The following is a 22038-nucleotide window of genomic DNA, read 5'->3' as shown; positions in this document are numbered from 1 at the left end:
GCTCGGAGGAATAGATAGGACTGAGTTTAGTCCTAATTCAGTCCTGCGTCAGGCTGAGCTGATCAATGAGCGTCTGAATTACTTGATGTCGCCGATAGCGCAATCGCGAGCAAGTCATATTGTCTCACCGCCACTCCCACAGGGATCACATCGAACCTGTGGGAGCCTGCTCGCGATTGCGTCGGTGGTCGCGCCCTAGATCCGGAAGCTACCCACCAGATGCTTCAACCGCGCCGCCTGCTGCTCGAGGTCGGAGCACGCACGCAGTGTCGCCTGCAGGTTCTCGACACCTTCCTGGTTCAGCGTGTTGATCTCGTTGATGTCGACGTTGATCGACTCCACAACGGCGGTCTGTTCTTCGGTCGCGGTGGCGACTGACTGGTTCATTCCATCGATTTCACCGATGCGCTGGGTCACGCTGCCCAGGCGCTCGCCGGCCTGGTTGGCAATGCCGACGCTGCTCTCGCTCTGACGCTGGCTGTCGGTCATCGTGCTGACCGCTTCGCGGGCGCCGATTTGCAGTTCTTCGATCATCTTCTGCACTTGCTGCGCCGAATCCTGAGTGCGGTGCGCCAGGTTGCGCACTTCGTCGGCGACCACGGCAAAGCCACGACCCGCTTCACCGGCACGGGCGGCTTCGATGGCCGCGTTCAGCGCCAGCAGGTTGGTCTGCTGGGAGATGCTGGTGATCACTTCCAGAATCTGTCCGATGTTCACGGTGTTGCTGTTGAGCGTCTCGATGTTGCCGCAGGAATCACTGATCTTCGCCGACAGCTGATGCATGGCGCTGATGGTTTTTTCCACGGTTTGCTGGCCGTCTTCTGCCAGCGCGCGGGCATCGCTGGAGTGCTGCGAGGCGAGGGCGGCGTTTTGGGCGATTTCCTGTGCGGCAGCGCCGAGCTGGTTGATCGCCGCCGCGACGCTGTTGGTGCGCGAGGCCTGCTGGTCGGAGTTGAACATCGACGAGTTGGAGGCCGCCACGACCCGCAACGCCACTTCGTTGACCTGGCCGGTGGCCGATGACACTTCGCGGATCGAGGTGTGGATGCGCTCGACGAAGCGGTTGAACGACAACCCCAGCGCGCCGAACTCGTCATGGCCGTGAATGGTCAGGCGTTTGGTCAGGTCGCCTTCGCCTTCGGCGATGTCATGCATGGCGCGGCCCATGGTCAGCAGCGGTTGCATCAGAAAGCTGATCAGTATGCCCAGCAAGGTGATGATGATCACCACGGCGATCACCATGGCGATGAACGCCGAGGTGCGGAACTCGCTGAGCATTGCGAACGCTGTGTCCTGGTCGAGTACCAAGGCTACGTACCAGTCAGCCGAGGGTACGCCGTTGACGTGGGTGAAGGAGATGAACTGGCGCTTGCCGTCGATCTCGACTTCTTTCATGCCTGGGCTGACCTTTGGCGTGTCGTTGGGATAGGCCTCGGCCAGGCTCTTGAGCACCAGCTTGCTGTCCGGGTGAATGAGAATCTTGCCGTCGGCGCCGACGATGAACGCGTGGCCATGGCCGCCGAAGTTCAGCGAGTTGATGATCGCGCTGACGCTGGACAGGTCGATGTCGGCGCCAGCGACGCCGATCATCTGGCCTTGGCGCTGCACCGGAGTGGCGACGGTAATCACAAGCTTGCCGGAGGAAGCGGCAATGTAGGGTTCGGTCACGATGGTCTGTTGTGCGGTGTTGGCCGCCTTGTACCAACCACGGGCGCGGGGGTCGTAATCTGCCGCACGGTTACCCGCCGGGACCGAGAACATCACGCCATCGGTGCCGCCGAAGTAACTGAGTTGAAAGTTGCCAGTGTAGGCGGGCAGGTCGATCACGCGCTTCAGGCTGCTCAATGCGCTGCCGTCGGCGGAAACCTGCTGCGACATCGATTGCAGCAACTGGATGCGGCTTTCCAGCCAGGTCTGGATGTTACTGGTGGTCAGGCTGCCGAGTTCCTGCATCGATGTTTCAGTGCTGCTGCGCAGGGTCTGGCGCTGTCGGTAGTCGTTGAACAGGATGAAACAGGCAAATGCGACGGCCACCACGAGGGCAGCAGCCAACAGAATTTTGTGGCTGAACTTGATGTTTCTGGTCATTAAATGAACTACCGCAGAAGGGCTGGTCAACGAGGGCGCCAATGTGCCACAAAATGGTGCGTGGCGTTGGTCATTATGTCGACTCAAAGGCGCCAAAGATTAGGCGCATTTGGCCAAAGCCGACGAAATGCACAACGGCGCCGCAAAGTGGCTGATTTTTCGGATAAAGGCAGACGAGCGGCCCGATAAATAGACGGGGGATGAGGGAACCAGATAACGATTTTCACTTCTAAGCTTCTGCTTGGCAATCTGCCATTCCCCTACGCTCCAGGAGTTTCACCATGTCGTTGCGCTCCGTCGCCCTGCTTTCGTTCTGCGTGTTGTTGGTCGCGTGCGGCAAGGTCAATCAGGAAAACTACTCCAAATTGTCGACAGGCATGCCCAAGGCTGAGGTAGAAACCTTGCTGGGCAAGCCTACCGACTGTTCAGGCGCATTTGGTCTGTCCAGTTGCACCTGGGGCGACAAGAACAGCTTTATCAGCGTGCAGTACGCCGGTGACAAAGTGATGATGTTTTCCGGCCAAGGCCTGAAGTAATCCGGGGCGCTGTGCCCGCGGGAGAAAAACAATGAAGCAGTTTTTGATCCTCCTTTTTGCCAGCCTGGTATTGGCTGGCTGCGCGACCTCTGGTGAAGATCCGCTGGCGCCGAAAACCGTCAATAGCGTCAATCTGAAGAAGTACCAGGGGACCTGGTACGAGTTGGCGCGTCTGCCGATGTACTTCCAGCGCAACTGCGCACAATCGGAAGCGCATTACACCCTCAAGCCCGACGGCAATATCCTGGTGCTCAATCGTTGCCTGACCGCAGACTGGCAATGGGAAGAAGCCAAGGGTACGGCTTATCCACAGGTGCCCGGCAAGACCGACAAGCTGTGGGTCGAGTTCGATAACTGGTTTTCTCGGCTGATCCCGGGTGTGGCGAAGGGCGAATATTGGGTGTTGTTCGTCAGCGATGACTACAAGACGGCCATCGTCGGCGATCCGAACCGGCGTTACCTGTGGTTGCTGTCGCGGACCCCGACGGTCAATGGGGTGGTCCGTGAGGAATTGCTCAGCAAGGCACGCCAACAGGGTTACGACACTACGCGGCTGATCTGGCGGGCAACGGATACGCAGATGGCGAAGACGTCGAACTAACTGTAATTGCCCTGTAGGAGCGAGCATGATCGCTCCTACAGGCGTAGTTTTTTTGTCAGCCGAGTAGTTCACGCAAAACTTGGGCAAACGCCCGACTACTTTCCTCTTCCCCCGCATGCCGCCCATCGCGCACGACCCACTGGCCATTGACCAGCACATCGCGTACCTGTCGGTCGCTGCCGGCGAATAGCCAGCGATTGAGAATCCCGTCGCCGCTTGCTGTCGCCAGGTACGGATCGTTGCCGTCCAGCACCAGCCAATCCGCGCGTTTACCGACTTCCAAGGCGCCAATCGGTTGCCCCAACGCCTGGGCGCCGCCTTCCAACGCCGCGTCGTAGAGCGTGCGACCGACCATTGGCTGATCCGCGCCATACAAGCGGTTACGCCGCTGATCGCGCAGGCGTTGGCCGTATTCCAGCCAGCGGAGTTCTTCCACCACGCTCAACGATACGTGGCTGTCGGAACCAATGCCCATGCGCCCGCCTTGAGCGAGGAAATCCACCGCAGGGAAAATCCCGTCTCCGAGGTTGGCTTCGGTGGTCAGGCACAGGCCGGCGATGGCGCGACTGCGGGCCATCAACGAGACCTCTTCCGGGTTGGCGTGGGTGGCGTGAACCAGGCACCAGCGCTGATCGACCTCGACGTTCTCATACAGCCATTGCAGGGGGCGACGGCCGCTCCAGTTCAGGCAGTCATCGACTTCCTTCTGCTGCTCGGCGATGTGAATGTGCACCGGGCATCGCTGGTCGCTGGCGGCCAGCACTTCGCTGATTTGCTGTGGGGTCACGGCGCGCAGCGAGTGGAAGCACAGGCCCACCGACTGGGCCTTCTGCTGGGCCAGAAGAGGTTGCAGGCGCGATTGCAGGTTCAGGTAGTTTTCGGTGCTGTTGATAAATCGTCGTTGGCCATCGTTGGGCGCCTGGCCACCGAAACCTGAATGGCTGTAGAGCACCGGCAGCAGGGTCAGACCGATGCCCGCGGCGCTGGCGGCCTGGCTGATGCGCAGCGCCAGTTCGGCCGGGTCCGCATAGGGATGGCCATCGATGTCATGGTGCACGTAATGAAATTCGGCGACCGAGGTGTAGCCGGCCTTTAGCATTTCGATGTACAGCTGACGGGCAATCACGCCAAGTTGTTCGGGGCTGATTTTTCCGACGAGGCGATACATCAGGTCGCGCCAGGTCCAGAAGCTGTCATTCGGATTACCCGCCACTTCCGCCAGCCCGGCCATCGCCCGCTGAAAGGCGTGGGAATGCAGGTTGGGCATGCCCGGTAACAGCGGGCCGCTCAGCCTTTCGGCGCCATCTGCATTGGAATCGGCCTGGATTTGGGTCAGCACGCCGTCGGCGCTGACCTCAAGACGTACATTGTTGGCCCATCCACTAGGCAGCAGCGCGCGTTCGGCAAAGAAGGCGGACATGGTTCATCACCCCATCGTGTGTTATTTGTATATACATATACAGACGTTTGCCTGCCCGGTAAACTCCGGCAAGCTAGCAACCTATATCAAATGAACAGGGATCAACCGTGCCGACTCCGCCTCCAGTCTCTCCGTTGGCCGCGAACATGGGCGACAGTCCGGCGCCTTTGTACGCTCGCGTTAAACAGATGATTACCCAGCAAATCGACAGCGGTGCCTGGCCGCCTCACTATCGCGTTCCGTCGGAAAGTGAGCTGGTCAGCCAACTTGGCTTCAGCCGCATGACCATCAACCGGGCATTGCGCGAGATGACCGCCGACGGCCTGCTGGTGCGCATGCAAGGCGTCGGCACGTTCGTCGCCGAACCGAAAAGCCAGTCCGCCTTGTTTGAAGTGCACAACATCGCTGACGAAATCGCCTCCCGTGGCCATCGCCACACTTGCACGGTCATCACCCTGGAAGAAGAGGCGGCCGGGTCCGAGCGCGCCGTGGCCCTGGATATGCGCGAGGGACAAAAGGTCTTTCATTCGCTGATCGTGCATTTCGAAAATGATATTCCGGTACAAATCGAAGACCGTTTCGTCAACGCGCTGGTGGCCCCGGAATACCTCAAGCAGGATTTCACCTTGCAAACGCCTTACGCCTACCTCAGCCAGGTTGCGCCGCTGACCGAAGGCGAGCACGTGGTCGAAGCGATCCTGGCCGAGGCATCGGAGTGCAAGTTGTTGCAGATCGAAAAGGGCGAGCCGTGCCTGTTGATTCGTCGTCGCACCTGGTCCGGTCGTCAGCCCGTGACCGCTGCGCGTTTGATCCACCCCGGTTCCCGTCATCGTCTCGAAGGTCGGTTTCACAAATGAATCAGCTCAAGGTTCTACGCGCCACGGATTACCCGCGCATGCCGTGGAAAAACGGCGGTGGCAGCACTGAAGAAATTACCCGCGACGCCGGCACTGGGCTGGATGGTTTCGGCTGGCGCCTGTCCATAGCCGACATTAGCGAGTCGGGTGGGTTCTCCATGTTTGCCGGTTACGAGCGAATCATCACCGTGTTGCAGGGCGACGGTATGGTCTTGTCGGTGGATGGCCAGGACACACGGTCACTGTTACCGATCGATCCGTTCGCCTTCAGTGGTGAGAGCCATGTTTCCTGCACCTTGCTGGGTGGAGCGATCCGCGATTTCAACCTGATCTATGCACCAAAGCGTTACCGTGCGCGGTTGCAGTGGCTGGACGGGGAGCAGCGGTTTTTCAGCGAAGCCGGCACCGTGCTGGTGTTCAGTGTCAGCGAAGCGCTCGAGGTGAAGGTCGGTAACACGGTTTCGCAACTGGCGCGACATGATTGCCTGCAACTGGACGGTAACAGCGATTTGCTGGAAATCTCGAGCCAGGGTGCCTGCTGCGTTATCGAACTGACCGCACGCTAAAACCACATCCCCCCTGTAGGAGCGAGCATGCTCGCGATGGAGTCGCAGGCACCGCGGGGTCTCAGGTAGCCAGCGTCATCGTTGACGACCATCGCGAGCATGCTCGCTCCTACAGTGAAGCAAGACCGTTTCCTGTTGCGCACCACTTTGTTACCGAACGCCCCATCACAGCGCAAAACCCCGCTCCCGTAACAAACCCCACCTCCTGCAAAAATTCCCCCGGAAAATTTCATCTACGCCAGACCCCTTGATCCAGGCGCTCTCCAGCTGTTTCCGAATTTTTCTCGAATGCCCATTCAACAAGTTGGCCGCTTGATTGCATATGCTTGTATGTACAAGTAAAGACGTATGCGTATGAGTCCAATGAGACTCCTCGCAACGTCCACCTGATTCGCCTGTGGCGCAACGATGCGCACAGGCTGGCTTACCCACTGCCAGGGTTGGTTTGGATTGATCGCTGAGGAGTCTTTTTCGTGACTGACAACAAAACTACCACCGCCTCTTCTACTAAGCGCCGTGACGTTGAAATCCGTGCCCCGCGCGGCAACAAGCTGACCGCCAAGAGCTGGCTGACCGAAGCGCCGCTGCGCATGCTGATGAACAACCTCGACCCGCAAGTGGCCGAGAACCCTAAAGAATTGGTGGTGTACGGTGGTATTGGCCGGGCAGCACGTAACTGGGAATGCTACGACAAGATCGTCGAGAGCCTGACCAACCTGAATGACGACGAGACCCTGCTGGTGCAATCCGGCAAGCCGGTCGGCGTGTTCAAGACCCACAGCAACGCCCCGCGCGTATTGATCGCCAACTCCAACCTGGTGCCCCACTGGGCGACTTGGGAGCACTTCAACGAACTCGACGCCAAAGGCCTGGCCATGTACGGCCAGATGACCGCCGGGAGCTGGATCTACATTGGCAGCCAGGGCATCGTTCAGGGCACCTACGAAACCTTCGTCGAAGCCGGTCGCCAGCACTACAACGACGACCTGACCGGCAAGTGGGTCCTGACCGCTGGCCTGGGCGGCATGGGCGGCGCCCAGCCGCTGGCCGCAACCTTGGCCGGTGCCTGCTCGCTGAACATCGAATGCCAGCAGATCAGCATCGATTTCCGCCTGAAAACCCGCTACGTCGACGAGCAAGCCAAAGACCTCGACGACGCCCTGGCGCGCATTGCCAAGTACACCGCCGAAGGCAAGGCGATCTCTATCGCCCTGTGCGGGAACGCCGCTGAAATCCTTCCGGAGCTGGTACGTCGGGGCGTGCGTCCTGACATGGTCACCGACCAGACCAGCGCCCACGACCCGCTCAACGGCTACCTGCCGGCCGGCTGGACCTGGGACGAATACCGCGCTCGCGCCAAGACCGAGCCAGCTGCCGTGGTCAAGGCCGCCAAGCAATCGATGGCCGTACACGTCAAGGCGATGCTGGACTTCCAGAAAATGGGCGTACCGACTTTCGACTACGGCAACAACATCCGTCAGATGGCCCAGGAAGAAGGCGTGGAAAACGCTTTCGACTTCCCAGGTTTCGTCCCTGCTTACATCCGTCCGCTGTTCTGCCGCGGTATCGGTCCGTTCCGTTGGGCTGCTCTGTCGGGCGACCCACAGGACATCTACAAAACCGACGCCAAGGTCAAGGAACTGATCCCGGACGACGCCCACCTGCACAACTGGCTGGACATGGCGCGTGAGCGCATCAGCTTCCAGGGTCTGCCGGCGCGTATCTGCTGGGTTGGCCTGGGCCTGCGCGCCAAGCTCGGCCTGGCATTCAACGAAATGGTACGCAGCGGCGAGCTGTCGGCGCCTATCGTCATCGGTCGTGACCATCTGGACTCCGGTTCGGTGGCGAGCCCGAACCGCGAAACCGAGTCGATGCAGGACGGTTCCGATGCCGTGTCCGACTGGCCACTGCTCAACGCCCTGCTCAACACCGCGAGCGGCGCGACCTGGGTTTCCCTGCACCACGGCGGCGGCGTCGGCATGGGCTTCTCCCAGCACTCGGGCATGGTGATTGTCTGCGACGGGACTGACGAAGCGGCCGAGCGTATCGCTCGCGTCCTGCACAACGACCCAGCGACCGGCGTCATGCGTCATGCCGATGCCGGTTACCAGATCGCCATCGACTGCGCCAAGGAACAAGGGCTGAACCTGCCGATGATTACCGGCAAGTAAACGCAACACCGCTTCCCTGTAGGAGCGAGCTTGCTCGCGTTAGCGTCGGCACATCCAGCATGAATGTGACTGATCTACCGTCATCGCGAGCAAGCTCGCTCCTACAGGGGGGCGAAAGCCAACTCCCATAACAATCCACAGAGGTTGAATCATGGCTGTCAAAGACGCACGTGCAGGCAACAAACCGTTGATCGAGAAACGCTCGATTGACTACATCCCGGAAGCGGAAAGACACGGTCGTCTCTTCAGCCAGTTCACCTTGTGGATGGGGGCCAATCTGCAGATCACCGCGATTGTCACCGGGGCCCTGGCCGTGGTGCTGGGCGGTGATGTGTTCTGGTCGTTGATCGGCTTGTTTATCGGTCAGTTGCTCGGCGGCGGGGTGATGGCGTTGCACGCGGCTCAAGGGCCCAAGTTGGGCTTGCCGCAGATGATCTCCAGCCGGGTGCAGTTCGGTGTTTATGGCGCGGCTATCCCGATTGTCCTGGTTTGCCTGATGTACCTGGGCTTCACCGCGACGGGCACAGTGCTGTCCGGCCAGGCGCTGGGTCAGTTGTTCGGGGTCAGCGACACCCTTGGTATTCTCATCTTCGCCAGTGTCATCGTGCTGGTGACGGTGCTTGGCTATCGGGTGATCCATTTTATTGGCCGTGTCGCCAGCATCATTGGCGTGATTGCCTTTGTTTACCTGTTCAGCCGCCTGATGACCCAGACGGATGTGGGCGCGCTGTTGCAGATTCGCCATTTCAGCTGGAGCAGTTTCCTGCTGGCGGTGTCGCTCGCGGCCTCCTGGCAGATCGCCTTTGGTCCCTATGTGGCTGACTACTCGCGATACCTGCCGAGCAATACGTCTTCGGTGAAAACCTTCTTCGCTGCCGGCGCAGGTTCGGTGATCGGCGCACAAGTGGCGATGATTCTCGGTGTGTTTGCCGCCGCCTCCGCCAATGGCCAATACGCCGGGCATGAAGTGGCCTACATCGTGGGTTTCGCCGGCAGTGGTGCGACCGCTGCGCTGCTGTACTTCAGCATTGCGTTCGGCAAGGTCACCATTTCCACGCTTAACTCGTACGGCAGCTTCATGTGCATTGCGACCATCATCAGCGGCTTCCGCGGCCGCCTGGAAGTGACCCGCTTGCAGCGTTTGGTTTTTGTCCTGGTAATTGTCGGTGCGGCAACCCTGATCGCATTGCTCGGTCAGCACTCGTTCCTGGGGGCGTTCAAGTCCTTCATCCTGTTCCTGCTGGCGTTCTTCACGCCATGGAGCGCAATCAACCTGGTGGACTACTACTGCATCACCCGCGAGCGCTATGACGTACCGGCGCTGGCTGATCCCAATGGTCGTTACGGCCGCTGGAACATGCTGGGCATCAGCATCTACGTGTTCGGCGTACTGGTGCAGTTACCGTTCATCTCCACCAAGTTCTACACCGGTCCGCTGGTAGCGGCGCTGGGTGACGTGGATATTTCCTGGATTATCGGCCTGGTGCTGCCTGCTGCGCTTTACTACGTATGCGCAAAAAAATGGCACGGATCGGTACCTGACCAGCTGATTCTGCCGGTCGAGCAGGACAGCGTCGAACAACCAAAAACAAGTGGGAATGGTCGCGCTGCGGCGCAGGCCTGATTGGACGTGGACAGGGCTGGATGCCTCTTGACTGCCGTAAGCCAATTCATGATTAGGAGCGTCACAACAATGAAATCGAACAAGACCCTGCTGACCACATTGCTTTCCATGGGCCTGTTGGCCAGTGCAGGCGCCACCCAGGCAGCCGGTTGGTGCGAGTCAGGCAAGCCTGTGAAATTCGCAGGACTGAACTGGGAAAGCGGCATGCTGCTGACCGACGTCCTGCAAGTGGTGCTGGAAAAAGGCTACGGCTGCAAGACTGACAGCCTGCCGGGCAACTCCATCACCATGGAAAACGCTCTGAGCAGCAACGACATCCAAGTGTTTGCCGAAGAATGGGTCGGTCGCAGCGAGGTCTGGAACAAGGCCGAAAAGGCCGGCAAGGTGGTGGGTGTCGGCGGCCCGATCCTGGGAGCGGTCGAGGGTTGGTACGTGCCTCGCTATGTGATCGAAGGTGATGCCAAACGCAAACTGGAACCCAAGGCACCAGACCTGAAAAACATCGCTGACCTGTCCAAGTACTCGGCTGTGTTCAAAGATGCCGAAGAGCCGACCAAGGGGCGTTTTTACAACTGTCCGGCCGGTTGGACCTGCGAGCTGGACAACAGCGAAATGCTGAAAAGCTACGGCCTGGAAAGCACCTACACCAACTTCCGCCCTGGCACCGGCCCGGCGCTGGATGCAGCCGTACTGTCGAGCTACAAGCGTGGCGAGCCGATCCTGTTCTACTACTGGTCGCCGACTCCGCTCATGGGCCAGGTCGACGTAGTCAAACTCGAAGAGAAACCAGGCGTAGACAAGACCGTGACCATCAAGGTCGGCCTATCCAAGACCTTCCACGACGAGGCGCCGGAGCTGGTGGCCGTGCTGGAAAAGGTCAACCTGCCGATCGACCTGCTGAACCAGAACCTGGGCCGCATGGCGAAGGAACGTATCGAGTCGCCAAAACTGGCGAAAATCTTCCTCAAGGAACATCCTGAAGTCTGGCATCAGTGGGTCAGCGAAGACGCTGCCAAGAAAATCGACGCGGCTTTGTAGGTCGAGCTTCTCCGGCTGCTGGCAACGGCAGCCGGACGCTTGATCGCAACCCCTTGATTGAGAGTCTCTTATGTTTCCCGAAAGCTTTACCTTTTCCATCGCCGACTGGGTCAACGGTTGGGTCGATTCGCTGGTCACCAACTATGGCGACGTGTTCCGGCACATCTCCGACACGCTGTTGTGGGCCATCGTCAATCTTGAAGGGCTGCTGCGTGCGGCGCCCTGGTGGCTGATGTTGGCCATCGTCGCGGGTGTGGCCTGGCATGCGACCCGTAAAGTGGTGACCACTGCGGTCATCGTCGGCCTGTTGTTCCTGGTGGGCGCGGTCGGGCTCTGGGACAAGCTGATGCAAACCCTGGCGCTGATGCTGGTGGCGACGATCATTTCGGTGCTGATCGGCGTGCCCCTGGGGATTCTATCGGCGCGCAGCAATCGCCTGCGTTCAGTGCTGATGCCGCTGCTGGACATCATGCAGACCATGCCAAGCTTCGTGTACCTGATCCCGGTATTGATGCTGTTCGGCCTGGGCAAGGTGCCGGCGATTTTCGCCACGGTGATCTATGCCGCTCCACCGTTGATCCGACTGACTGATCTGGGTATCCGCCAGGTCGACGGAGAAGTGATGGAGGCGATCAACGCCTTCGGTGCCAACCGCTGGCAACAACTGTTCGGCGTGCAACTGCCGCTGGCCCTGCCGAGCATCATGGCCGGGATCAACCAGACGACCATGATGGCGCTGTCGATGGTCGTGATCGCCTCGATGATCGGTGCACGTGGTTTGGGTGAAGACGTGCTGGTGGGCATCCAGACCCTCAACGTCGGCCGTGGCCTGGAAGCGGGTCTGGCGATCGTGATTCTGGCCGTGGTGATCGACCGCATTACGCAGGCGTATGGTCGTGCGCGGCATGAGGTGAGCAAATGAACAATGCAAGCGTAAGCAAGATCGAAGTCAAAAACGTCTTCAAGATTTTCGGCAACCGCGCCAAGGACGCGCTGGGCCTTATCGGCCAAGGCAAGACCAAGGACCAGGTGCTAGCCGAAACCGGTTGTGTGGTCGGCGTGAATGACCTGTCGCTGAGCATCGGCAGCGGCGAGATCTTCGTGATCATGGGCCTGTCGGGTTCCGGAAAGTCGACACTCGTGCGCCATTTCAATCGTCTGATCGACCCTACCAGTGGCGCGATTCTGGTGGATGGCGAAGACATCCTGCAGTACGACATGGAAGCCCTGCGCGAATTTCGCCGGCGCAAGATCAGCATGGTGTTCCAGAGCTTCGGCCTGCTGCCGCACAAGACCGTGATGGAGAACGTCGCCTACGGCCTGAAAGTGCGTGGCGAGAGCAAGCAGATGTGCTCGGAGCGTGCGCTGCACTGGATCAACACCGTGGGCCTCAAAGGCTACGAAAACAAATTTCCGCACCAGCTCTCTGGCGGCATGCGTCAACGTGTTGGCCTGGCCCGTGCCCTGGCGGCCGACACTGACATCATCCTGATGGACGAAGCCTTCAGCGCCCTCGACCCACTGATCCGCGCCGAGATGCAGGACCAATTGCTGGAGCTGCAAAAGACCCTGCACAAGACCATCGTTTTCATCACTCACGACCTTGATGAGGCTGTGCGCATCGGCAACCGCATCGCGATCCTCAAGGACGGACGCCTGATCCAGGTCGGTACGCCGCGCGAGATTCTGCATTCGCCAGCGGATGAGTATGTCGACCGGTTCGTGCAGCGGCGGGCGGCGGTGGTTTGAGAAACTTGCGGTGCTTGTGCCGGCCCTATCGCGGGCAAGCCCGCTCCCACAGGGGTTGTGTGAACACCGATAAACCTGTGGGAGCGGGCTTGCCCGCGATGAGGCCGGTAAAGCTGCATCAATATTGGCTAGAGGTAAAAGATGTCCCAGGCTGAAAAAATCGTAATCGCCGATGCCCCGTTGCGTTGGCAGGATGTGGTCGCGGTCGCCCGCCACGGCGCGCAGCTTGAGCTGTCACCGCAGGCCTGGGCACGCATCGAAAACGCCCAGGCTATCGTCCAGCGCATCGTCGCCAGCGGCGAGCGTGCCTATGGCGTCAACACCGGCCTGGGCGCGTTGTGCAACGTGTCGCTTGAAGACGAGCAACTCAGCCAGTTGTCGCGCAACACCTTGCTCAGTCACGCCTGTGGCGTCGGTGCGCCGCTGGCCGACGAGCAGACCCGCGCGATCCTGTGCGCCGCCATCCGCAATTACAGCCAGGGCAAGTCCGGCATCCATCGCCGCGTGGTCGAGGCTCTGCTGGCGTTGCTCAATCGCGGCATCACTCCACAAGTGCCGTCCCAAGGCTCGGTGGGTTACCTGACCCACATGGCGCACATTGGCATCGCGTTGCTGGGCGTTGGCAATGTCAGCTACCGGGGGCGAGTCGTCTCTGCACAGCAGGCGCTGGCCGAAGAGGGCTTGCAGCCGGTGCAACTGGGCGCCAAGGATGGATTGTGCCTGGTCAACGGCACGCCGTGCATGACCGGTCTCAGTTGCCTGGCGCTTGCCGATGCCACGCGTTTGTTGCAATGGGCCGATGTCATCAGCGCCATGAGCTTTGAAGCCCAGCGCGGACAGATCGCTGCGTTCGATGCCGAGATCATCGCGCTCAAGCCACATCCAGGCATGCAACAGGTCGGCACGAACCTGCGCGGGCTGCTCGAAGGCAGTGAAGTGATCGCGTCGAGCAAAGGCATCCGCACCCAGGATGCGTTGAGCATTCGCTCCATCCCTCAGGTTCACGGCGCTGCCCGGGATCAACTGGCCCACGCCGTTGCCCAGATCGAAACCGAACTCAACGGCTGCACCGACAACCCTTTGCTGCTGGGGACGCCGGATAATTTCCGCATCATGTCCCAGGCCAATCCGCACGGTCAGTCAGTGGCCATGGCCGCGGATTTGCTGGCCATCGCCCTGGCAGAAATCGGCTCCATCGCCGAGCGTCGACTCGACCGCCTGATCAACCCGCACGTCAGCGGACTGCCAGCGTTCCTGGTGGCGAATCCGGGGGTGAACTCCGGGATGATGATCGTGCAATACGTCGCCGCATCCCTGTGTGCAGAAAACCGTCAACTGGCGCAACCGGCGGTACTCGACAACTACGTCACCTCGGGCCTGCAGGAAGATCACCTGAGCATGGGCACCAACGCTGCGCTGAAGCTGCATCGGACGCTGGAAAACTGCACGCAGATTCTTGCCATCGAGTACCTGCTGGCGGCCCAGGCCTTCGAGTTCCTCAAAGAACAACGCTTCGGCGCTGGCACCGACGCTGCCTGGCATCTGCTGCGTGAACGGGTCCCAGCCTATGACCAGGATCGCTGGCTGGCGCCAGATATCGCGGCGGCAGCCGAGGTACTGAAAGACCCGGCATTGCTGCGCAACACGTTACCGAATTTGCACTGATTTCCCGACACCAGCGTGCCAAGGCGCGGCTCCCCAAAAGGCGAGACGCGACGGACAACGGACATCTCCGGAGCGTCTGGTGAGTTAATAAAAAACTCTCAAAAGGAGCATGAAATGACTGCGCTCAACCTGATTCCCGGCCAACTGAGCCTGGCCCAACTGCGTGATGTCTATCAACAACCGGTCCAACTGACCCTCGACAGCAGTGCCTCGGCCCAGATCGAAGCCAGCGTTGCCTGCGTGGAACAGATCCTCGCCGAGAACCGTACCGCCTACGGCATCAATACCGGTTTCGGCCTGCTGGCTTCGACTCGCATCGCGAGCGAAGACCTGGAAAACCTACAACGCTCGCTGGTGTTGTCCCACGCAGCCGGCGTCGGCGAGCCCATCAGCGACGCGCTGGTGCGTCTGATCATGGTGTTGAAGGTCAATAGCCTGAGCCGTGGTTTCTCCGGGATTCGCCGTGTGGTCATCGACGCGCTCATCGCCCTGGTCAACGCCGAAGTCTACCCGCACATTCCGTTGAAGGGCTCGGTAGGGGCTTCCGGCGACCTGGCACCCTTGGCGCACATGTCGCTGGTGCTGTTGGGCGAAGGCAAGGCGCGCTACAAGGGCGAATGGATGGAAGCCACCGAGGCGCTGAAAATCGCTGGCCTGACCCCGCTGACCCTGGCAGCGAAAGAAGGCCTGGCTTTGCTCAACGGTACGCAGGTTTCCACCGCGTTTGCCCTGCGCGGCTTGTTCGAAGGTGAAGACCTGTTCGCCGGCGCCTTGTCCCTGGGCGCGCTGACCGTTGAAGCGGTACTGGGTTCGCGCTCGCCATTCGACGCACGCATCCACGCCGCCCGTGGCCAGAAAGGCCAGATCGACGCCGCTGCCGCCTACCGCGATTTACTGGGCGATCGCAGCGAAGTCTCCGATTCCCACGAGAACTGCGAGAAGGTGCAAGACCCGTATTCCCTGCGCTGCCAGCCACAGGTCATGGGCGCCTGCCTGACTCAGTTCCGTCAGGCCGCCGAAGTGCTGGCCGTCGAAGCCAACGCAGTCTCCGATAACCCGTTGGTGTTTGCCGCTGAAGGCGACGTCATTTCCGGTGGTAACTTCCACGCCGAACCCGTCGCCATGGCTGCCGACAACATGGCCCTGGCCATCGCTGAAATCGGTTCGCTGAGTGAGCGCCGTATCTCGCTGATGATGGACAAGCACATGTCTCAACTGCCGCCGTTCCTGGTGGCCAATGGCGGCGTGAACTCCGGCTTCATGATCGCCCAGGTGACGGCGGCCGCGCTGGCCAGTGAAAACAAGGCACTGTCCCATCCGCATTCAGTGGACAGCCTGCCGACCTCGGCCAACCAGGAAGATCACGTGTCCATGGCCCCAGCGGCAGGCAAGCGTTTGTGGGAAATGGCTGAAAACACCCGTGGCATTCTCGCTGTTGAATGGCTGGCGGCGGCTCAGGGCCTGGACCTGCGCAACGGTCTGAAGACTTCCCCGAAACTGGAGAAAGCCCGCGCCATCCTGCGCAACGAAGTGCCGTTCTACGAGAAGGACCGCTTCTTCGCGCCGGACATCAATGCAGCGACCGAACTGCTGGCTTCGCGGTGCCTGACCGAGCTGGCGCCGGGCAAGTTGTTGCCGAGCCTCTGAGGGCCCCATCGCGGGCAAGCCCGCTCCTACAAGGCATAGCGCAACACCTGTAGGAGCTGGCTTGCCAGCGATTCGATTTTGAATACTCTGGAGATTAGAGATGAAAACGCTCTGGCAACACTGCCACGTCGCAACCATGGCGCAGGGCGTCTACTCGATCATCGAGGACGCGGCCATCGTGACGTCCGGTGCGCTTATTGAGTGGATCGGCCCACGCGCCGAACTGCCGTCCGGCGAGTACCCGGCGGTCAACGATTTGAACGGGGCCTGGGTTACTCCGGGCCTGATCGACTGCCACACCCACACGGTGTTCGGCGGTAACCGCAGCGGTGAGTTCGAGCAGCGTCTGCAAGGCGTCAGCTATGCGGAAATCGCCGCCGCCGGTGGCGGCATCGCCAGCACCGTGCGCGCCACGCGTGCGGCCAGTGAAGATGAGCTGTTCGCCAGCGCCGCCAAAAGGCTGAACAGCCTGATACGCGACGGCGTCACCAGCATCGAGATCAAGTCCGGCTACGGTCTGGACCTGGCCAGCGAACGCAAGATGCTGCGAGTTGCCCGTCGCCTGGGTGAAAAACTGCCGATCAGCGTGCGCAGTACCTGTCTGGCGGCGCACGCCTTGCCGCCGGAGTACAAGGATCGCGCCGACGATTACATCGAGCACATCTGCACCGAGATGCTTCCGGCCCTGGCGGCTGAAGGACTGGTGGATGCGGTGGATGCCTTTTGCGAATACCTGGCGTTTTCCCCGGCGCAAGTCGAGCGGGTATTTATCACGGCGCAGCAACTGGGCCTGCCAGTGAAATTGCATGCCGAGCAATTGTCATCGCTGCACGGTTCGACGCTCGCGGCGCGTTACCACGCTCTGTCCGCCGACCACCTGGAATTCATGACCGAAGACGATGCCATCGCCATGGCGACCTCCGGCACCGTCGCCGTGTTGCTGCCCGGCGCGTTCTACTTCCTGCGTGAAACCCAATTGCCACCGATGGATGCGCTTCGTAAACACGGAGTGAAAATCGCCATCGCCAGCGATCTTAACCCCGGCACGTCGCCGGCGCTGTCGCTGCGCCTGATGCTGAACATGGCCTGCACCTGTTTTCGCATGACTCCGGAAGAGGCCCTGGCCGGTGCGACCATTCACGCGGCCACCGCGTTGGGCATGGCCCGGACCCATGGCTCGCTGGAAGTGGGCAAGGTGGCAGATTTCGTCGCCTGGCAAATCGATCGTCCCGCCGACCTGTCGTACTGGTTGGGCGGTGAGCTGGGAAAACGCGTCGTGCGTCACGGCGTTGAAACACACTTCCAGGAGAGCATTCGTGGATAAAGTTCTGAACTTCAAACAAGGCAGCGTGCCGTTGCTGATCAGCATGCCTCACGCCGGCGTGCGCCTGACCCCGGCAGTGGAGGCCGGGCTGATCGCGGACGCGAGAAGCCTGCCGGACACCGACTGGCATATCCCGACGCTGTATGACTTTGCTCACGAGCTGGGTGCCAGCACCCTGGCCGCAGAATATTCTCGGTTTGTCATCGACCTGAACCGCCCATCGGACGACAAACCGTTGTATGCCGGCGCAACGACTGGGCTGTATCCCTCGACCCTGTTCGATGGCATTCCATTGTTCCTGGAGGGCAAGGAGCCAACGGCGGCCGAGCGATCGACCTACCTGGAACAGGTGTGGACGCCGTATCACACGACTTTGCAGAACGAACTGGCACGACTCAAGGCCGAATTCGGTTATGCATTGTTGTTCGATGCGCACTCGATCCGCACGATCATCCCGCACCTGTTCGACGGCAAGCTGCCGGACTTCAACCTCGGCACCTTCAACGGCGCCAGTTGCGATCCGCAGTTGGCCACGCAACTGGAAGGCATCTGCGCACGGCACAGCGACTACACCCATGTGCTCAATGGTCGGTTCAAGGGTGGCCACATCACCCGGCATTACGGTAACCCGGCGGACAACATCCACGCGGTGCAACTGGAACTGGGGCAGAGCACCTACATGGAAGAGTTCGAACCGTTCCGCTACCGTCCGGACCTGGCGGCGCCGACCCAGGTGGTGCTCAAGGAGTTGTTGCAAGGGTTGCTGGCCTGGGGGCAAGCACACTACAAGGCCTGACACCTTTGGGTGAAAGTGACGGCCCCATCGCAGGCAAGCCAGCTCCTACAGTGATTTACGGTGTTTACACAATTTGTGTTTCAACACCGGTCCACCCTGTAGGAGCGGGCTTGCCCGCGATGGCGGTGTGTCAGGTCGCCTCAAACAGTCGCCACCGTGCAAATCTCGGTCGTCACAGGTCGCTTTTACCTTTCGTCTGCTGCGTAATGTTCTGCGCACGGTGCACAAAGACACCGAGCCCATAACAATCCGCTGCCGCACGAGAACGCCCTTATGACAAGCATCAAAGCTCTGTTTACCCGCTGTTTCTCCATCCTTTGCGGGACCGCTCTTCTGAGTACCAGTGCGCTGGCCAGTGATGACGCCTCGTGCAAGACGGTGCGCATGGGCGTGGTCAACTGGACCGACGTGATTGCCACCAGCGGCATGGCCGATGTGCTGCTCAACGGCCTGGGTTACGAAAGCAAACAGACCAGCGCCGTCCAGCAGATCATCTTCGCCGGCATCCGTGACAAGCGCCTCGACATATTCCTCGGTTACTGGAAACCGGCGATGGACAAGAATATTGCTCCCTTCCTTGAGGCCAAGCAGGTCCGGGTCTTGGCCAAGCCGAGCCTGGCCGATGCCCAGGCGACGCTCGCAGTGCCCGACTATGTCGCCGAGGCCGGGTTGAAAACCTTCGCCGACATTGCCAACTTCAAAGACAAGCTCGGCGGCAAAATCTACGGGATCGAGCCGGGCAGTGGCGCCAACACCACGATCAAAACCATGATCGAGACCAATCATTTCGGCCTCAAGGACTTCAAACTGATCGAGTCTGGTGAGGCGGGCATGCTGGCGGCCGTTCAGCGGGCGGTGAATCGTAAGGAGTTCGTGGTATTCGTTGGCTGGACGCCGCATCCGATGAACATCAACATGAACATCACTTACCTGACCGGCAGCGAAGACGTATACGGGCCCAACGAAGGCGCGGCGACCGTATCCACCGTGACGTCGCCGGACTATGCCGAGCGCTGCCCGAACGTGAACCGCCTGCTGGAAAACCTGACCTTCACCGCTGCTCAGGAAAGCCAGTTGATGGTGCCTATCATGGAGCGCCAGACCCCGCAGGATGTGGCCAGGAAATGGCTGCGAGATCATCCGGAGGATCTTCAGCGCTGGTTGGCCGGGGTCAGCAGTTTCGATGGCAAGGATGGCGTCGCCACCGTACAGGCCAGTTTGAAAAACTGACAGCAACAGGGCTCCGGACGAATGGCTAACTACCCGCTTTCCGAACAGATGATGGCGTTCGTCGACAAAACCATCGGCTTCAACAGCGCCGACAGCAGCCTCGCGGGCATGCGCCGGGCCTACAGCGAGATGTGCCGGGCGTTTACCCCGGCGCGACCTGGCGGCTTGTATGTGGTCGACTTCGAACTCGCCGGGGTGCGGGTGCGGGCGTATCAACCGCCATTGGCATCATCGCCCGCCGGTGATCCGTGCGTGGTGTACCTGCATGGCGGCGGTTGGGTAGTGGGGGATCTGGATTCCCATGATTTCATCTGCGCCGAGTGGGCGGCGACGCTCGGCGCGTTGGTCATCGCGGTCGATTATCGACTGGCGCCGGAGCATCCATTCCCCGCCGGGTTACACGACTGCCTGGGTGTCTGGCGTGCGCTGAGAACCGGCCCCTTTCGCCTCGACCCCCAGCGTTCACTGGTGGCCGGCGACAGCGCAGGCGGCAATCTCGCCGCCGCGTTGTGCCTGGCCTTGCGCGATGCGGGTGAACCCCTGCCGGCGGCTCAAGTACTGATCTATCCAGGCCTGGGGGGTGATCACCGGCTGCCCTCGCGTCGCGAGTGCAGCGACGCACCCTTGCTCAGCAGCCGAGACGTCGAGGACTACCACGCCATGTACCTGGGAGCTCGGCCACCATGCGCCCATGCAATGCCGTTGCTGGCCGACAGTTTCAGCGGGTTGCCACCGGCATTGATCGCCGTGGCGCAATTCGATCCGCTGCGAGATGACGGCGTGCGCTACGCCGAACAACTCACGGCTGCAGGCGTTGCCACCACGTTGTACTACGGCGAAGGACTGGTTCACGGCAGTTTGCGTGGGCGCGGCCAGGTGCCCGAGGTCGACGCGCTGCATGAAACACTGGTCGGTTATCTGGCTAAAAAACTGACGACAGAACTCTGACTCAGCAAGGGCATGCTCATTGACGTAATTCGGGTTTATGATGCCGGACGGCAGAATGATAGAAGTCCCCCCAGGGATGACCTCGACCCCTTACGGAGCGCGCAATGCAGACTTTGTACCCGCAGATCAAACCCTACGCCCGGCACGATCTGGCTGTCGATGAAACCCACACCCTGTACGTCGATGAAAGCGGTTCACCGGAAGGTTTGCCGGTGGTGTTTCTCCATGGCGGCCCAGGTTCGGGGTGTGATGCACAGAGTCGCTGCTTCTTTGATCCCAACCTGTACCGCATTGTCACCTTCGACCAGCGCGGTTGCGGTCGCTCCACCCCGCACGCCAGCCTGGAAAACAATACCACCTGGGATCTGGTTGCAGACCTGGAGCGGATTCGCCTGCACCTGGGCATCGACAAGTGGGTAGTGTTCGGCGGTTCCTGGGGTTCGACCCTGGCGCTGGCTTATGCGCAAACCCATCCCGAGCGCGTCCACGGCCTGATACTGCGTGGGATTTTCCTGTCCCGCGCGCAGGACATTCACTGGATGTACCAGGAGGGCGCCAGTCGCCTGTTCCCCGATTACTGGCAGGACTACATCGCACCGATTCCGCCAGAGGAGCGGGGCGACCTGCTCAACGCCTTCCACAAGCGCCTGACCGGTAACGACCAGATCGCCCAGATGCACACGGCCAAGGCCTGGTCCACCTGGGAAGGGCGGATTGCGACGTTGCGTCCGAACCCGGTGGTGGTCGAGCGATTCACCGAACCGCAGCGTGCGCTGTCGATCGCCCGCATCGAATGCCACTACTTCGTTAATCACTCGTTCCTCGAAGAAAACCAGTTGATCCGCGACATGGACAAGATCGCCCATTTGCCCGGCGTGATCATTCACGGTCGCTATGACGCGATCTGTCCGATCGATAACGCCTGGACCTTGCATCAGAACTGGCCCAACAGCGAACTGCAGATCATCCGCGAGGCTGGCCACGTGGCGTCCGAGCCGGGCATCACCGATGCGCTGGTGCGCGCCGCCGACCAGATGGCTCGACGCCTGCTCGATCTGGCACCCGAAGAAGCATGAAGGGTCTGTTGCAGCGCGTGCGTAGCGCACGCGTCGAGGTCGCGGCAGAGGTGGTGGGCTCGGTGGGCCAGGGGTTGCTCGTGCTGGTCGCTGTAGAACCAGAGGACACTCGCGCCAGCGCCGACAAACTTCTGCATAAGCTGCTTAACTATCGGGTGTTCAGCGATGCCGAGGGCAAGATGAATCTGTCGCTGGCGGATGTCGGCGGTGGGTTGCTGCTGGTTTCACAATTTACCCTGGCGGCCGATACCAAGAGCGGGTTGCGACCGAGCTTTTCCACTGCTGCCCCTCCAGCGCTGGGTGAAGAGCTTTTTGATTATTTGCTGGAGAAAGCGAAACAGGTGCATGGCACTGTGGCATCAGGTAGATTCGGCGCCGATATGCAGGTGCATCTGGTCAATGATGGCCCGGTAACCTTCCTGTTACAGACTTGAAAGTGCTTGAAACAACTTTTTAAGGGCTTTTCGGCTGAAAACGGGGCGTTTTCGCGATAAATACTTTGTTGCACCTGATGCGTTGTAACGCGGCCTACTAGATAATCGCGCGCTACGCGGATCGGCGTTCGTTGGTCCATTTTGACTTAGGTAGAGACTTGTCCAGGACCTGTTGGGGAATCATTTAGCCCCATAGGAGTCGGAACAATGCTCGCCAACCTGGCGTATAGATAGCTAGCCGTTGGTTTATTGATCTGTTTTCGGCGAG

The 22038-nt window shown here is 60.4% G+C and carries 19 protein-coding genes and 1 pseudogene; 17 read left to right on the top strand and 3 right to left on the bottom strand.

Annotated features, from left to right (window positions below):
• Positions 1–195 precede the first annotated feature (195 nt).
• Positions 196–960 (bottom strand): methyl-accepting chemotaxis protein, encoded by a 765-nt coding sequence (locus AB4N33_RS20145; protein ID WP_460126851.1) that lies wholly within the window; start codon positions 958–960, stop codon positions 196–198.
• A gap of 93 nt (positions 961–1053) precedes the next feature.
• Positions 1054–2088: pseudogene (locus AB4N33_RS20140) on the bottom strand (HAMP domain-containing protein); the annotation flags it as partial.
• Positions 2089–2369: 281 nt separating this feature from the next.
• Here AB4N33_RS20140 and AB4N33_RS20135 point away from each other — a divergent pair.
• Positions 2370–2624 (top strand): hypothetical protein, encoded by a 255-nt coding sequence (locus tag AB4N33_RS20135; protein ID WP_460118901.1) that lies wholly within the window; start codon positions 2370–2372, stop codon positions 2622–2624.
• 31 nt (positions 2625–2655) lie between these two features.
• Entirely contained in the window at positions 2656–3225 is a 570-nt protein-coding gene (locus AB4N33_RS20130) for a lipocalin family protein (RefSeq protein ID WP_476458097.1), read from the top strand.
• A 55-nt stretch (positions 3226–3280) separates the two neighbouring features.
• On the opposite strand, the gene AB4N33_RS20125 is transcribed toward AB4N33_RS20130, so the two are convergent.
• Positions 3281–4645 carry a formimidoylglutamate deiminase gene (locus AB4N33_RS20125; RefSeq protein WP_476458096.1) on the bottom strand — a complete coding sequence of 455 codons (1365 nt, stop codon included), beginning with the start codon at positions 4643–4645 and terminating at the stop codon, positions 3281–3283.
• A 146-nt stretch (positions 4646–4791) separates the two neighbouring features.
• Between AB4N33_RS20125 and hutC the strand changes: the two genes are divergently transcribed.
• The 15 genes from hutC (at position 4792) to dtd (ending at position 21770) form a co-directional block, all read left to right on the top strand.
• Entirely contained in the window at positions 4792–5502 is a 711-nt protein-coding gene (gene hutC, locus AB4N33_RS20120; RefSeq protein WP_460126849.1) for a histidine utilization repressor, read from the top strand.
• Positions 5499–6068: a HutD/Ves family protein gene (locus AB4N33_RS20115; protein WP_476458095.1), complete on the top strand. Its 570-nt coding sequence runs from the start codon at positions 5499–5501 to the stop codon at positions 6066–6068. The genes hutC and AB4N33_RS20115 overlap by 4 nt, the downstream gene beginning before the upstream one ends.
• Before the next feature lie 473 nt (positions 6069–6541).
• On the top strand, positions 6542–8239 hold the full coding sequence (gene hutU / locus AB4N33_RS20110) for a urocanate hydratase (protein WP_460118894.1): 1698 nt from the start codon (positions 6542–6544) through the stop codon (positions 8237–8239).
• A gap of 151 nt (positions 8240–8390) precedes the next feature.
• On the top strand, positions 8391–9863 hold the full coding sequence (locus tag AB4N33_RS20105; RefSeq protein ID WP_476458094.1) for a purine-cytosine permease family protein: 1473 nt from the start codon (positions 8391–8393) through the stop codon (positions 9861–9863).
• A 69-nt stretch (positions 9864–9932) separates the two neighbouring features.
• Positions 9933–10901: an ABC transporter substrate-binding protein gene (locus AB4N33_RS20100; RefSeq protein WP_460140458.1), complete on the top strand. Its 969-nt coding sequence runs from the start codon at positions 9933–9935 to the stop codon at positions 10899–10901.
• Between the two features lie 70 nt (positions 10902–10971).
• Complete coding sequence (locus tag AB4N33_RS20095; protein ID WP_368556598.1) at positions 10972–11823, top strand: ABC transporter permease; 852 nt, start codon at positions 10972–10974, stop codon at positions 11821–11823.
• A complete protein-coding gene (locus AB4N33_RS20090; RefSeq protein WP_460118887.1) occupies positions 11820–12650 on the top strand; it encodes a quaternary amine ABC transporter ATP-binding protein in 831 nt (276 codons plus the stop codon). The genes AB4N33_RS20095 and AB4N33_RS20090 overlap by 4 nt, the downstream gene beginning before the upstream one ends.
• Before the next feature lie 141 nt (positions 12651–12791).
• On the top strand, positions 12792–14315 hold the full coding sequence (gene hutH, locus AB4N33_RS20085; protein ID WP_460118885.1) for a histidine ammonia-lyase: 1524 nt from the start codon (positions 12792–12794) through the stop codon (positions 14313–14315).
• Positions 14316–14429: 114 nt separating this feature from the next.
• Complete coding sequence (gene hutH / locus AB4N33_RS20080) at positions 14430–15962, top strand: histidine ammonia-lyase (RefSeq protein ID WP_460118883.1); 1533 nt, start codon at positions 14430–14432, stop codon at positions 15960–15962.
• A gap of 100 nt (positions 15963–16062) precedes the next feature.
• Complete coding sequence (gene hutI / locus AB4N33_RS20075) at positions 16063–17286, top strand: imidazolonepropionase (RefSeq protein ID WP_476458093.1); 1224 nt, start codon at positions 16063–16065, stop codon at positions 17284–17286.
• Positions 17279–18082 (top strand): N-formylglutamate deformylase, encoded by an 804-nt coding sequence (gene hutG, locus AB4N33_RS20070; protein ID WP_460118879.1) that lies wholly within the window; start codon positions 17279–17281, stop codon positions 18080–18082. The genes hutI and hutG overlap by 8 nt, the downstream gene beginning before the upstream one ends.
• Positions 18083–18364: 282 nt before the next feature.
• Positions 18365–19312 (top strand): choline ABC transporter substrate-binding protein, encoded by a 948-nt coding sequence (locus AB4N33_RS20065; protein ID WP_460142172.1) that lies wholly within the window; start codon positions 18365–18367, stop codon positions 19310–19312.
• 21 nt (positions 19313–19333) lie between these two features.
• Positions 19334–20260 carry an alpha/beta hydrolase gene (locus AB4N33_RS20060; RefSeq protein ID WP_476458092.1) on the top strand — a complete coding sequence of 309 codons (927 nt, stop codon included), beginning with the start codon at positions 19334–19336 and terminating at the stop codon, positions 20258–20260.
• Between the two features lie 104 nt (positions 20261–20364).
• Positions 20365–21336 carry a prolyl aminopeptidase gene (gene pip, locus AB4N33_RS20055; RefSeq protein ID WP_476458091.1) on the top strand — a complete coding sequence of 324 codons (972 nt, stop codon included), beginning with the start codon at positions 20365–20367 and terminating at the stop codon, positions 21334–21336.
• Positions 21333–21770 carry a D-aminoacyl-tRNA deacylase gene (gene dtd / locus AB4N33_RS20050; RefSeq protein ID WP_460140454.1) on the top strand — a complete coding sequence of 146 codons (438 nt, stop codon included), beginning with the start codon at positions 21333–21335 and terminating at the stop codon, positions 21768–21770. The genes pip and dtd overlap by 4 nt, the downstream gene beginning before the upstream one ends.
• The last annotated feature ends 268 nt before the right edge of the window (positions 21771–22038 follow it).

Source organism: Pseudomonas sp. S1_E05 (assembly GCF_056337105.1).
The sequence above is the reverse complement of the archived record's forward strand: the minus strand, read 5'-3'. Positions and strand labels throughout refer to the sequence as shown.